The 12,662-nt window shown below is 61.0% G+C and carries 13 protein-coding genes; 3 read left to right on the forward strand and 10 right to left on the reverse strand.

Features of this window, described 5'->3' with window-relative positions; translation table 11 throughout:
* Positions 1-73 precede the first annotated feature (73 nt).
* The 3 genes from moaC to Q0G18_RS03460 form a co-directional block, all read right to left on the reverse strand.
* Entirely contained in the window at positions 74-586 is a 513-nt protein-coding gene (moaC, locus tag Q0G18_RS03450) for a cyclic pyranopterin monophosphate synthase MoaC (RefSeq protein WP_297149500.1), read from the reverse strand.
* Positions 587-691: 105 nt separating this feature from the next.
* Entirely contained in the window at positions 692-1,693 is a 1,002-nt protein-coding gene (gene moaA, locus Q0G18_RS03455; RefSeq protein WP_297149502.1) for a GTP 3',8-cyclase MoaA, read from the reverse strand.
* 283 nt (positions 1,694-1,976) lie between these two features.
* The gene (locus Q0G18_RS03460; protein ID WP_297149523.1) at positions 1,977-3,152 is read right to left on the reverse strand and encodes an MFS transporter; all 1,176 of its coding nucleotides are present in this window, start codon (positions 3,150-3,152) and stop codon (positions 1,977-1,979) included.
* 181 nt (positions 3,153-3,333) lie between these two features.
* On the opposite strand from Q0G18_RS03460, the gene Q0G18_RS03465 reads away from it, so the two are divergent.
* On the forward strand, positions 3,334-4,269 hold the full coding sequence (locus tag Q0G18_RS03465; RefSeq protein ID WP_297149504.1) for an AEC family transporter: 936 nt from the start codon (positions 3,334-3,336) through the stop codon (positions 4,267-4,269).
* A gap of 194 nt (positions 4,270-4,463) precedes the next feature.
* Here the strand turns inward: Q0G18_RS03465 and Q0G18_RS03470 are convergent, their stop codons facing one another.
* The 4 genes from Q0G18_RS03470 to Q0G18_RS03485 all read right to left on the reverse strand — a co-directional run bounded on the left by Q0G18_RS03470 (position 4,464) and on the right by Q0G18_RS03485 (position 9,198).
* Positions 4,464-5,588: an ATP-binding cassette domain-containing protein gene (locus tag Q0G18_RS03470; RefSeq protein ID WP_297149506.1), complete on the reverse strand. Its 1,125-nt coding sequence runs from the start codon at positions 5,586-5,588 to the stop codon at positions 4,464-4,466.
* Positions 5,589-7,037, reverse strand: a complete 1,449-nt coding sequence (gene modB, locus Q0G18_RS03475) for a molybdate ABC transporter permease subunit (protein WP_297149508.1) — start codon at positions 7,035-7,037, stop codon at positions 5,589-5,591. It lies immediately after the preceding gene.
* Positions 7,038-7,143: 106 nt separating this feature from the next.
* Positions 7,144-8,049: an extracellular solute-binding protein gene (locus Q0G18_RS03480; RefSeq protein WP_297149511.1), complete on the reverse strand. Its 906-nt coding sequence runs from the start codon at positions 8,047-8,049 to the stop codon at positions 7,144-7,146.
* Positions 8,050-8,367: 318 nt separating this feature from the next.
* Positions 8,368-9,198, reverse strand: coding sequence for a DegV family protein (locus Q0G18_RS03485; protein WP_297149513.1), 831 nt, complete (start codon positions 9,196-9,198; stop codon positions 8,368-8,370).
* 165 nt (positions 9,199-9,363) lie between these two features.
* Between Q0G18_RS03485 and Q0G18_RS03490 the strand changes: the two genes are divergently transcribed.
* A complete protein-coding gene (locus Q0G18_RS03490; protein ID WP_297149515.1) occupies positions 9,364-9,957 on the forward strand; it encodes a TetR/AcrR family transcriptional regulator in 594 nt (197 codons plus the stop codon).
* 129 nt (positions 9,958-10,086) lie between these two features.
* Here Q0G18_RS03490 and Q0G18_RS03495 read toward each other — a convergent pair whose 3' ends face one another.
* The 3 genes from Q0G18_RS03495 to Q0G18_RS03505 all read right to left on the reverse strand — a co-directional run bounded on the left by Q0G18_RS03495 (position 10,087) and on the right by Q0G18_RS03505 (position 11,572).
* Positions 10,087-10,608: a GNAT family N-acetyltransferase gene (locus tag Q0G18_RS03495; protein ID WP_277012636.1), complete on the reverse strand. Its 522-nt coding sequence runs from the start codon at positions 10,606-10,608 to the stop codon at positions 10,087-10,089.
* A gap of 21 nt (positions 10,609-10,629) precedes the next feature.
* On the reverse strand, positions 10,630-11,106 hold the full coding sequence (locus tag Q0G18_RS03500) for a universal stress protein (RefSeq protein ID WP_297149518.1): 477 nt from the start codon (positions 11,104-11,106) through the stop codon (positions 10,630-10,632).
* Between the two features lie 88 nt (positions 11,107-11,194).
* Entirely contained in the window at positions 11,195-11,572 is a 378-nt protein-coding gene (locus Q0G18_RS03505) for a RidA family protein (RefSeq protein WP_297149520.1), read from the reverse strand.
* A gap of 114 nt (positions 11,573-11,686) precedes the next feature.
* Between Q0G18_RS03505 and Q0G18_RS03510 the strand changes: the two genes are divergently transcribed.
* A partial coding sequence (locus Q0G18_RS03510; RefSeq protein WP_297149521.1) for a threonine/serine dehydratase occupies positions 11,687-12,662 on the forward strand: 976 nt, incomplete at its 3' end.

A 12,662-nucleotide genomic window follows, 5' to 3' on the forward strand; every position in this document is an offset into this window, starting at 1 on the left:
ACCACGCGGAAAGGCGCGGACGGGCCCGTCAGTCAACAACTCAGTTAAGCGGTCGGCGCCGCGTGCGCCCCGGCTACTCGGATTCCCCGCGAAGCCACAAGCCCGTCTTGCCGCCATCCTTCTTGAGCAGGCGAATCTCGGAGATTTCCATCCCGCGGTCAACCGCCTTGCACATGTCGTACACGGTGAGGCACGCGACGCTCGCCGCCGTGAGGGCCTCCATCTCGATGCCAGTCTTGCCGGTGACGCCCGTCGTCGTGGTGACATGGATGCCCACGCGGCCGTCCTCGCGCTCGCCCTCGAGCACCGGCGTACATTCCACCTTAGCTTTCGTGATATTCAGCGGATGACACATCGGGATGAGCGTGCTCGTCTGCTTGGCCGCCATCACGCCCGCCACGCGCGCACACGCCAAGACGTCGCCCTTCGCAGCCTTGCCTTCCACGATCAGCGCAAGCGTCTCGGGGTGCATGGAGATGAAGCCCTCCGCGACCGCAACGCGCTCGGTGTCCGGCTTTTGGGACACGTCGACCATGCGGACGTCGCCCTTCTCGTCGATGTGCGTCAAATGAGTATCGCCACTCATGGTGAATTCCTTTCGAAAAGCGTCCGTTACGCCCGTGATTCTAAACGATATGGCAAGCTGGCGAAAGCCGTACGGCGTCGAAGTGCCGCGCAGCCTTCGGAAAACCTAGCCGCCGATTTGGCTCATGCCGCGCTCGGTTCCCACCTTGTCATGGTGCTCGTCGGGCTTCGCACCAAGGGCCTGCAGGAACACGGCGCGCTGATCTTCCTCGGTGCCTTCGCGCAGCGCAGTGCGCAAGTCGTATTCCTCGTCGGAGAACAGGCACGGGCGCAACTTGCCGTCGGCCGTCAGGCGCAAGCGGTTGCACTTGCTGCAGAAATGGCGCGAGAGCGGGCTGATGAAGCCCACCGTGCCTGCCGCGCCGGGGAAATGGTAGTATTCCGCGGGACCCCAGCCGATCGGTTTGTCCTCCCCCGCCGGAACGAGCTCGCCTATGCCCTGTTCACGGGCGCCCTCGTTGATGATGTTGAACACTTCCTCACAGGAGATGACGCCGTCCTTGCCCCAGCTGATGCCGTCGACCTCAGAGACATCGCCGATGGGCATGTGCTCGATGAAACGCACGTGTAGCGGGCGGTCGATCGAGAGCTTGGCGAAATCGAGAAAGCCGTCCGCAAGCGAGCGGAGCGCGACCGCATTGATTTTCACGGGGTTGAATCCCGACTCGAGCGCCGCATCGATGCCGCGAAGCGCGTCGTCGAGCGATCCGCAACGCGTGATCTTGTGGAATTTCTCAGCGTCGAGCGTGTCGAGCGAGAGGTTCACGCGTGAAAGCCCCGCCTCCTTCAGGTCTGCCGCCATGCGCGGCAAGAGCACACCGTTCGTGGTCATCGAGACATTTTCAATCTCGGGCATCGCGGCGATATTGCGCACCAGGTCGACGAGACCCTTGCGCACCGTCGGTTCGCCGCCCGTCAGGCGCACGCTTTTGATGCCGATCGTCGTCGCGATGCGAACCGCCTGCTCAACCTCTTCGATTCGCAGGATATCGAAATGGGAGAGCTGCTGCACTCCCTCTTCGGGCATGCAGTACACGCAACGGAAATTGCAACGATCCGTCAGCGATATACGCAGGTAATCGATTACGCGGCCATGGCCGTCCTTCATATTCCCCTCCTTGAAGTTCATTCGCAGTTGCCTAGTATACTCCAAGAAGGCAAGACGCCGCACAACTGTTGTCGTGGCGCTACCATATAAGACGATTCGAGGGTTCTTGTCACGCAGTGGCACGAGTCCACAGGCGATGACGCCCCTGGGCGCGGCGGCGTGCCCCGCGCGCAGTTCCGCAGCGCAGCGAGGACTGTATGAGCACGGGGTACGCCGCCACGACCAGGGGCGCCGCCGCAGGTCGAAGCTGCCCCCCGACCAGGGGCGCCGCCGCGGGTTGAAGCTACCCGATCGACGGATGGCGAACCTGGCGCAGAAGTCCCACGAAGCGCAGGCAACAGTAGGCAAGCCCCACCAGCGCAAGGACGCCGCCAACGTACCCGATAAGCCCGATCCCCGCATTCGCGGTGACCACACCGCCAAGCCATGTTCCCGTGCCGATGCCAAGGTTGTAGAGCCCCGAGTACATCGACATGGCGACCGAGCTTGCACCCTCGGGCGCGCATTTGATAACGGCGGCGTTGAACGACACATTGAACAGCGACGCCGCAAGCCCCCACAGCACGCACACAAGGCACGACGCGACCTCGCCGCCCGCAGCCGCGGGAGCCATCAGCAAAAGCGCCGCCGCGATGCCGGCGCACGCGAAGCGGATAAACGTCGCGAGCGTCACATGCCCCAAACGGGCGAACAGCAGGCTGCCCACCAAACCTGCCGCGCCGAAAAGCACGAGCGCAAAGGTAATCGCGTCGTCCGGCAAGCCCGCGACCTGCTGGAAGAACGGCTCGATGTAGCCGTAGCCGGTGAAGTACGCCGTAATCACAATGATGGTGACAAGATACATGCTCAGAAGAGAGCGCGTGCGCAGAAGGCTCGGCAGCTTCCCCAGCGTGAAGGGTTTCCCCGCGTCGAGCTTGGGGAACACGAACGCAAGGCACGCAACGATGGCGAACGACACGATTCCCACCGTGAGAAACGTCGCACGCCACCCGATGGCAAGACCGAGCATGCGCCCGCATGGTAGACCGAAGATCATGGCGACCGACGTTCCCATGCCCACCATGGAGAGCGCGAGCGAGGCCTTCGAGGAAGGCGCCACGCGCACCGCGAGCGGTGTGATAATCGACCAAAATACCGCATGAGCTGCAGCAACTCCGATGCGCGCCGCCATAAGCATCCAGAAGTTGACCGACGCCGCCGAGAGCAGCTGGCAGATGCCGAACAGGACGATCACGCCAAGAAGCAGGCGCTTCGGCGGCACCTTCGTCACGCAGAGCATAAGCGGCAGCGACAAAATCATGACCGCCCATGCGTACACGGAGATGAGCATACCCGCCGCCGACTCGGTCATGTTGAAATCCGCGGCAATGTCGGTGAGCAGGCCGATGGGCATGAACTCCGACGTGTTGAACACGAAGGTCGAAAGCGTCATCCCCACAAGCGGAACCCAAAACCTCATCGACACGAGCACCCACTTCCTTTCCGAGGGCGTCCCAAAAACGTCCATCTTCACTAAGCCGACACAGCTTACTCCATCCACCGAACAGGTCTGCATATTTTTCTTGTGGCGGCGCGAGCGGCGTTATTATCGTGCGGCACTTTTCCTAGAAGCACATCACCTGCACGGAGGCACAACTGGTATGGACGGCGAATTTCTCAGCATTCTCGGCACGATGGTCATCTTGTTCTTCGATATATCGATTGGATATATCGCGAAGAAAACCCACGTCATGGACAAGACCATCGACAAAGGCCTGTCAAAACTCATCTTGAATACGGCACTGCCGGCAATGATCTTGGGCTCGGTGCTTACCGCCGATTCGCTTCCCGGATCGACCGAAATCCTCATCACCATGGGGCTGTCGATCGTAAGCTTCGCCATCATGACCGCGCTCGCGTTCCTCGTCACGAAGCTTCTCGGCGTCCGCGACGGGCACAGGGGAGTATTCCGCTTTATGCTCACATTCGGCAACGTCGGCTTCATCGGGTTCCCCGTGTTGTCGGCCATCTTCGGGCCCTCGACGCTCATCTACGGCTCGATCTTCAACCTGCCGTTCAACTTCCTCGTGTTCACGATGGGCGTCTGGTTCATCGCGCAGGACTCCGGCCGCGGCGCAAAGGTGAAGATGGGGCTTAAGACCTTCCTCACCCCGGCGAACATCGCCTGCGCGATCGCTATCGTCCTCACGCTATTGAACGTGCACAGCGTGCCCATCATCGGCGACGCCGCTGAGACGCTCGGTTCCTTCACCACGCCAGGCGCGCTTCTGATCATCGGCTCGTCGCTTGCCGACCTGCCGGTTTCCAAACTCATCGGCGGTCCGCGCCTGTGGATCGCGTCCCTTGCGCGCCTCATCGTCTCGCCGCTCATCGTGTGGGCGCTCTTCCGTCTCGTGCCGGTCGACCCGATGCTCATCGACATCATGGTGGTGCTGTGCGCGATGCCGGTCGCCACGAACGGCACGATGCTGTGCTACCAATACGGCGGCGACTCGCGCACCATGGCTCAGGGCACTTTCGTCACGACCGTGCTGTCGATCATCACGATACCGATTCTCGTCATGGTCATCGGATAGAAGACGAAGCACGGGAAGGCGAGGCAACGCGAGACATTCAGGTGTGGGAATACGAGGTCGCCCCTCCCCCGCATTCGGGCATGGGGCATATCCCGTGCTCAAACAGTCCTCGCTTCGCTGCGGAACTGCGCGCGGGACACGCCCCATGCCCGAATGCGAGTCGCAACCAACCGCACATCCAATGAGCGCTAACGCTACCGCGACACGAGGTAGACGCGATCCTTTGGAATGCGAATCCACAGCTCCTCGCCCTCGTTGGGAAGACTCGCCTCATCAGCACGCAGCTTGTCCACGCGCCAGAACATGTGCTGGTGCAGGTACTTCATCTCGTCCTCGTTGCGATCGAGGATTTCCTTCTCGTCGCGGTTGACTCCCACAAATCCCAAAAGCGCCGTGCGCTCGAAGCGCGAGTCGCTCACGCGATCGACTCGCACTCGGTAGATGTTCTCGCCAGGGCCGTCAGCTCGCTCGAGATAGAAAGCACGCATACCGAGGCACTTGACGTCCCGGGACACTTCGCGAGACGTCTCCACCGTGATGCCCCAGCGCGGCAAGCGCACGCGATGGTCGTCCACGTATTCCGCCCGCGTCGCGTTCTTGCACCCCGAAAGTTTGATGCCCGCCTGGCTCTGCGGGTTGTTCACCAAGTCGTCGCCCGTGCCGATCTCCATGACGTGGCCATCCTCCACCACGGCGATGCGGTCGCAGAAGCGAAGCGCCTCGTCGATGTCGTGGCTCACGTACAGGATGGTGCCGTCGAACGCGTCGAACAGGCTCACGAGATTCTGCTCGAGCACGCTCTTCAGGTGCGCGTCGAGCGCGGAAAACGGCTCGTCGAGCATGAGAATTCCCGGACGCGCCGCAAGCATGCGCGCTAAGGCGACACGCTGCTGTTGGCCGCCGGAGAGCTGCGCCGGGTAGCGCTTGTCGAAGCCCTCGAGCCCAAAACGCTTGAGCTCGCACGCCACGGCAGCATCGCGGTCGGCCGCGCTCACGTCCTTGCCGATGCCCGCCGCCACGTTCTGCGCGACGGTCAGGTTCGGGAACAGCATGTAATTCTGGAAGAGAAGCGCGGTCTTGCGCTGCTGCGGCGTCAGGTCGACCTTGGGCTTCTTGCCCGGCGCCCTGTCGAAGAACACCGTGCCGTTCACGACGATCTTCCCCGAATCGGGCCGCTCGATTCCCGCGATTGATCGCATGGTGAGGCTTTTGCCGCAGCCGGACGCGCCCAGAAGGCCGAGCGTCTCCGTACCGGCAGAAAACGCGTTATGCAGCTCGAAGCCCTTGAACTTCTTGCGGATGTCTACTTCAAGGCTCATCTACTTCTGCTCCCTCTTGCGGTACTTCGTGGTGTGATTGGACCACAGGTTGATGAACACGATGACGATCAGGCTGAACACGATGATGACAAGCGTCCAGAACCACGCGGTGGAATCGTTGCCGTTCATCCATTCGAAATAGATGGCGATCGGGATGGTTCGCGTGATGCCGATGTAGTTGCCCGCCATGAACAGCGTCGCGCCGAACTCGCCGAGCGCGCGGGCGAAGGCGAGCACCATGCCCGCCGCAATCGAGCTCCACGACAGGGGCAGCATCAGCTTGCGGAAGATCTTCGCGTTCGACCAGCCAAGCGTGCGGGCGGCGTCGAGCATGTTGCGGTCGAGCCCCTCGAACGCACCGAGCGCATTGCGATACATGAGCGGGAACGCCACGACCACAGCCGCGATGACGCAGGCTACAGGACTGAAGATCAGCGGGAAGCCTATGTCGATCCAGAACTGCCCGAACGCCGTGTTCGAGCCGCATACGAACAGCAGGATGAAGCCGCACACCGTAGGCGGCAGCACCATCGGGATGGTGAAGATGGCGTCGAAGATGCTCTTCGCGCGCGGAGAAAGGTTCAGGCAGAAATACGCCGCCAAAAGACCTAATATGACGATGAACACGATGGCAATGCCCGTGGTGCGAAGCGAGACCCACAGAGGGCTCCAGTCGAGGTTCGACAGGAACTCGCCCACGGCGGCGAGCCCCTCGGGAGCCTTCTCGATACTCACCGCGTCAGGCGAGGTGAGCTTACCGAAGTCCCCGAACGACGGCTTCATGTAGAGGGAATTCTCCGAATCGGTGAGGTCAGACCCGTCGACGCCGATGACGCTTGCGTAGACATTGCCATTGATGACCTGGTCAAACGTGAAGCGAACACCATCTTTGCCGAACGTCGTGTCGCTTGTGAAGTACCACGTGTCGTACTCGGAGAGCTTGGCCGACCCCATGGCCTGCCCCTCGTCAAGCGCGACGAAGTAACTTTTCAGCTGCGCCTGGTCGGATGCGCTCCGCACGTCGAGGCCGAGTTTCGCAGCCGCGGCAGCGGGAACGTAGGCGACGACGTACTTGTCAGCCGCAACCACCTGCACGAATGCGCCCTCTTCCTGGCCAACCAGGTAAGAATACCCGTAATACGTACCGTCGATCGCGCGGTTCGAGCCCTTCTGAGCACGCGAGAAATCGCCTATCGCAAAGCTTGCCCCGTCCTTCAGAGCCGCCGAGCCCTCCCTCGACACTTCGACGCCGTTTGTCGTCGCCTCGGCGTCCGACGCAGACTCACTCGAAGCCGAATCGGCAGCGCTCGACGTTGGCGTCGCCGCAGTCGGCGTTCGCGGGCTGTCGACATCGCCGAGCGCGTCGTCAGCGAACGCCGCGCTCGGCAGCGCGCCAACCGCGAGCGCGGCCGACAGAACAAGACTTGCGATAAACTTTCTCGCGCGCATGGAACCCCTTCTCCTTGCACCCCATGGACAAGAAAGGGGATGAGCGATTCGCGTCGCCCATCCCCAGATTGCTACTTCAAGACGAACCTTCTTAGCGAAGATTATACTACGCCAACTCGAAGCCCCAGTCCTGCCAAATCTTCTGGGCCTTCTCGCTATTCAGGCACCAATCCAGGAATTCCTGGGTCGCCTCAACGTTCGTGCAGTTCTTGGTGATGGCGCCAGGGTACACGATGTTCTTGTGGGTGTCGGCCGGAACGGTACCGACGACCTGCACGCCACCGAAGCGATACACGTCGGAGGTGTACACGAACGCGATGTCGACGTCGCCGGACTGCGCATGCTTGCAGACGTTGCCGACGGAGGTGTCCAGAACGACCTTGCCGTCCTTCACCATATCGGTGTTGTAGGAGCCTCCCTTTCCGGTGATGTCCTTGCCGGTCTTGCCCTCGTCGTCGCCAGCCGGCGCATACACGCCAACGGTGGAGAGAGACTGGGCAGCGTAGTTGCCTGCCGGAACGGAGTCGTCGCCGACGCAGATGGTGTACTTGCCATCAGCGATGTCCTGCAGCGTGACGTCCTTCATCTCGGCGCCTTCCTTAGACACCATCACGAGATCGTTCTTGAACATGTCGACGCGTGTGGACTCGTCCACATAGCCCTTGGAAACCGCGGTGTCCATGGAGCCCTTGGAAGCGGAGATAAGCAGGTCGGCATAAGAGCCGGCGCCAAGCATCTCGTTGAGCTCGCCGGAAGACTTGTACTGGGTGTCCTTGAAGGTGACGTTGTCGTGGCCGTCCTCGATGTAGGCCTTCTGGATGTCTTCCATGGCCTTGGAGAGCGAGTTTGCGGCGAAGACCTGGAGCTCAACCGGCTCGGCCTGTTCGGTCTTGGCGGTATCGTCCTTCTTCTCCGTGGTGGTGTTGCTGCTGGAGCAGCCGAACATCGCGAACGCCCCGACGAGCGAGAGCGCGAGCACGGCGGACAGCACCAAGCGTACCTGCTTCTTCATGTGTTCCTCCCATTAAGTGGTCGAATACGAGCCCCGCCGAAAGGCGAAGGCCCGCAGCACATCGTTTTACGAAGCAGCTCCGGCTTGCACGAATCCAAACCAAGCATGCATCGTCATATCCCTTTTCGATGTACCGATACTTAGGTTATTTATTTATAAGTATATAGTCAAGGAAAATCGTTGTCGTTCAGCTATATTCGCGAATATTTTTATTCTGAACGGTGGGAATCAACAACATTATGGAACATAAAAGCCCCGCTTGTCCCATATTCCAACGAGGGACAAGCGGGGCTGCGGGGATCGCGGTATTGGGCTGGGTTACCCTTCGAACCCTACGAGAACGCCGCCGGGTTCGCAGTAATAGGAGCACAGACCGCGGTTGGCGCCGACACAGATGTCGCACGAAGGCCAGATCTCGCGAATCTTCGCCGCGAGAGCCTCTGCCATCTTAGGGTTCTCGGTGTGTCTGATGCGCACGCGGCCGCCGACGAAGCCCACGGTCTCCATGTTCTCGAAAAGCTGCTTGAGCGCACGCTTCTCTCCGCGCGCCTTGTTGAGCACGCCAAGCTCGCCCGCCTCGCTCGCCTGACCGACGATGCGCACGCCGAGCACGCCCGCAACCTTCGCGACAATCGGGCTCACACGTCCGTTGCGCACGAAGTTGTCGATGCGCTCAAGCGAGAACATGAGATGCGTGCGCGAGGCGTAACGGCGCAGCTCATGCGTCAGATCGTCGAAGTCCATGTCACTTTGCGCGAGCTCATTGGCGCGTTGTGCGAGAAGTTCCAGCTCGGGGCCGGTCGTCAAGGAATCAAGCACGAACACCTTCGCCTCGGGGTGATCGAACAGGTAGTGCTTCGCGGCGGCCTGCGCCGAGTTGTACCCGCCCGAAATCTTACTCGTGAGGGCAAGAGCGACGATCTCGTCCGCGCCCGCGAACGCGGATGTCCATTCCGCGATGTTCGGGCACGACGTACTCGATTCGGCTGCCTCGTCCGAGAACGCCTCGATGAGCTCCCCCACATCGAGGTTCTCGTCGTCGGGAAATTCCCGTTCCCCCACGCGCACCTTCATCGGAACCGACACGATATCCTGCGTACCTGCGACGAACAAATTCGCCGAAGAGTCGACGACGACCCTGCGCACCATAGTTCCCCCTTGCCGCCCGTGCGCGCCTGATGCCGACAGCGCTCGGTGGTTTTCCGTAGCTTATCTGTTTCGCATTAAAGGTACGCCAAACCGATTGCTGCAACAACTACAATGCCCGACAGAATGTCAGTTACTTATACAGTTACGACGTAATGTGAGGTCGATATGGATAAGCGCGTCGTGAAAACCAAGCGCACCATCAAGCGCACGCTCGTCGAATTGCTCGGGACCATGCCCTTCGAGAAGATCACCGTCACCGAGCTGTGCCGGGCCGCCGACGTAAGCCGCATCACCTTCTACACCTATTACGACGACAAGTACGCCCTCGCCGACGAGCTGTTCTGCGACGACATGGCGAAGGCCGAGGAACGCTATCGCGAGCTCCAGGCGGAGAACAATCCGCGAAAGATTCCGACCAACAGTTATCACAACCTTTTGACCTGCATCTTCAGCGTTTTCGAACAGAGAGACGGTATCTTCATCCACTGCTCGTCGACGAAGAATCCCTACTTGCATTCGGCATGCTTCAACCACGTGGTGCGTGTCGTGGAGAATTACGTGCAGAATCACCGCAACGCGCTCGAGCCGAAATACCCCTCGCCACTCACGGCGGCGCTCGTGTGCAACGGGTTGTTCGGCATGTTCAGCCAATGCCGCGCCCAGGGAATGTCGCTTCGCGAAACAAAGAAGGTCGTCTTCGCCGCATTCGACGACCTTCTCAACTCGACCCTGTTCTTCCACAGCGCCCTCATCGGGTAGCGGGAGGGGTCGGGAATTTGCCGCCCCTCGCACAAGAGCCCCGTAACGCACAGCGGCGATAGGGGCCCAACCCCTATCGCCGCATGAAGGCTCAGTTCGCAAACGTCAGCCGTGCTCAGTCGGCAATCTTTAGTCGACTTCCACTTCGATCGTCATCCTGAAGCGATCGGAGGCGTGCTCGTAGCCGGTCTTCTCGGCAACGTGGCGCATCGTCGCGTTGCGCGTCTCCACATAGATCGCATCGACCCCCGCGCGCATCGCAACGAGCGGCCACGCGCTCAACATGGCAGCCATATGCCCGTGACCGCGGAACTCGGGGCGCGTGTAGCAGGCAACCACCGTCGCCGTACGCTGAACGCCGGACACGCCGCCGAAGGTCGGCAGGCGATCGAACACCTCGACGCCGGACATAGACGCAATCTCGCCGTCCTCCTCGACGAACAAGAACATCACGCGTTCGCCGAGCGTGCGTCTGAGATGAGCCTCAGTCTCGCTTCGGAAATGGGCAAGCTCCGACTGGCCGGGGTTCACCCCCCAGTACTCGAGCGATTGGGCGACGCGCAGGTCGCAGATGGCGGGAATGTCCTCTTTGGTGGCGAGGCGAATCGTTGCTCCCTCACCCGCGAGAGTCGAGAAATCAAGTGCAGTCATGAAAGTTAGAATCCTATTTACCTATTTTACCGTCAGAACGGGGACTTCCGTCGAGCGCAGAAGTCCGAAGCTCACGCTTCCGAGCATGCCGCGAATGGCGCCCAGGCCGCGTCGGCCCATGACGATCAAGTCGCAGCCGTTCTTGTCAGCGTAGCGCGCAAGCGCCTCGGCGGGGGCAGTTCCTGCAACAACATCGATGGTCACGATGTCGGCGACGTCTTCAACAAGGCCCGCCAAGTTCTCCGTGACCTTCTCTTTCGCCTGGTCAAGTGCTGCCCGAACCACACCCTCGTACTGCTCGTAGTTCAGCATGCCGAACGGGACGCCGTCAAGCGAGCCCTCCGTGCCGATCTGGTCGACGCCCATGACGCCCGAAGGCACCACGTGCACGATCGCGATCTTCGCATCGGAGATTGCCGCTAAGCCCTTCGCGTATTCGAGGGCGTGTTTCGCGTGCTCGGAACCATCGTAGGGAACCATAATCTTGCTGTACAGCATGAGGTGCTCCTTTCAAACGACCGTTCGCGCAATGCTCGCACGCGAACCCTGCAGCACCATTATACGCCGAACCGCTCCTGCGAAAAGGCTAGTTCACCTCAGCGATCACTTCGACTTCCACAAGCGCGCCCTTGGGAAGCTTCTCGACCGCCACGGCCGAGCGCGCGGGGCGCACCTCGCCGAAGGACTTCGCGTACTCGGCGTTGAAGGCGGCGAAATCGTTCATGTCGTTTAAGAAGCACGTCGTCTTCACCACGTGGTCGAAGTCGGTGCCGGCTGCCTCGAGGATCGCGGCCACGTTCTTCATGACCTGCGCAGTCTGCTCCTCGATGGTCGAGCCCACAAGTTCGCCCGTCTCGGGATCGAGCGGAATCTGGCCGCTCGCAAACAGAAGACCGCCCGTGATGTTGCCCTGGGCATAAGGACCGATCGCCGCCGGCGCATTTGTGGTGGAGATGGTTTTCATATTGTGCCTTCTTTCTAAAGTTCGCCATATTCGGAAAATGTTGCGCGGTTTTCTCGCATGTGACGATTATAGTGATGGACGCTTATGAACCATTGAGAAATGCAAGGAAAAACGATGTCGGACGAAGCTCAGGAAATGCTCACCCTGCCCGCCTTCGAGCAGGCGGCCCACAAAGTTCGCGAGGTCACCCAGGAGACCAAGCTCATTGAGAGCCCGCACTTCAGCGAAATCGCGGGCAATCGCGTCTTCTTCAAGCCGGAGAACATGCAGCGCACCGGCGCCTATAAGGTGCGTGGCGCATACTACAAGATCAGCACGCTTACCGACGACGAGCGCAAACGCGGCCTCATCACCGCGTCGGCCGGCAACCACGCGCAGGGCGTGGCCTACGCGGCGCAGCGCTACGGCGTGCCCGCCACCATCGTCATGCCCGCAACGACTCCCTATATCAAGGTGGAGCGCACCAAAGCGCTCGGAGCTGAGGTCGTGCTCGCTGGCGACGTCTACGACGAGGCCTACGCCCGCGCGCTCGAGCTGGCCGAGGAGCGCGAGCTCACCTTCGTGCACCCCTTCAACGACCTGGGTGTCGCGACCGGCCAAGGCACCATCGCGATGGAAATCGTGCAGGAGCTGCCGCTTGTCGACTACATCTTGGTGCCCATCGGCGGCGGCGGGCTCGCCACGGGAGTATCGACCCTGGTCAAGCTTCTGAATCCGCACATAAAGGTGATCGGCGTAGAACCTGCGGGGGCCGCATGCATGAAGGCCTCGCTCGAGGCGGGGCATGTCGTGAAACTGCCGCATGTGAGCACCATCGCCGACGGCACCGCCGTGCAGGAGCCGGGCGACAAGATCTTCCCCTATCTCCAGCGAAACCTCGACGGGATCATCACGGTCGAAGACGAGGAGCTCATCGTGGCGTTCCTCGACATGGTGGAGAACCACAAGATGATCGTGGAGAACTCGGGGCTTCTCACCGTCGCAGCACTTCGCCACCTCGACTTCACGGGGAAGAAGGTCGTGTCGATCCTCTCGGGCGGCAACATGGACGTCATCACCATGTCGTCGGTCGTGCAGCACGGCCTGATCC

The organism is uncultured Ellagibacter sp. (assembly GCF_934636505.1).
Taxonomy (GTDB): Bacteria; Actinomycetota; Coriobacteriia; order Coriobacteriales; family Eggerthellaceae; genus Ellagibacter.

Excerpts from the sequence above, each read along its gene's own strand:
- Q0G18_RS03490 (WP_297149515.1), top strand. The coding sequence starts at position 9,364 with ATGGATAAGCGCGTCGTGAAAACCAAGCGCACCATCAAGCGCACGCTC.
- modB (WP_297149508.1), bottom strand. The coding sequence starts at position 7,037 with ATGCGCGCGAGAAAGTTTATCGCAAGTCTTGTTCTGTCGGCCGCGCTC.
- Q0G18_RS03465 (WP_297149504.1), top strand. The coding sequence starts at position 3,334 with ATGGACGGCGAATTTCTCAGCATTCTCGGCACGATGGTCATCTTGTTC.
- Q0G18_RS03505 (WP_297149520.1), bottom strand. The coding sequence starts at position 11,572 with ATGAAAACCATCTCCACCACAAATGCGCCGGCGGCGATCGGTCCTTAT.
- Q0G18_RS03460 (WP_297149523.1), bottom strand. The coding sequence starts at position 3,152 with ATGAGGTTTTGGGTTCCGCTTGTGGGGATGACGCTTTCGACCTTCGTG.
- moaC (WP_297149500.1), bottom strand. The coding sequence starts at position 586 with ATGAGTGGCGATACTCATTTGACGCACATCGACGAGAAGGGCGACGTC.
- Q0G18_RS03500 (WP_297149518.1), bottom strand. The coding sequence starts at position 11,106 with ATGCTGTACAGCAAGATTATGGTTCCCTACGATGGTTCCGAGCACGCG.
- Q0G18_RS03495 (WP_277012636.1), bottom strand. The coding sequence starts at position 10,608 with ATGACTGCACTTGATTTCTCGACTCTCGCGGGTGAGGGAGCAACGATT.
- Q0G18_RS03485 (WP_297149513.1), bottom strand. The coding sequence starts at position 9,198 with ATGGTGCGCAGGGTCGTCGTCGACTCTTCGGCGAATTTGTTCGTCGCA.
- moaA (WP_297149502.1), bottom strand. The coding sequence starts at position 1,693 with ATGAAGGACGGCCATGGCCGCGTAATCGATTACCTGCGTATATCGCTG.
- Q0G18_RS03480 (WP_297149511.1), bottom strand. The coding sequence starts at position 8,049 with ATGAAGAAGCAGGTACGCTTGGTGCTGTCCGCCGTGCTCGCGCTCTCG.
- Q0G18_RS03470 (WP_297149506.1), bottom strand. The coding sequence starts at position 5,588 with ATGAGCCTTGAAGTAGACATCCGCAAGAAGTTCAAGGGCTTCGAGCTG.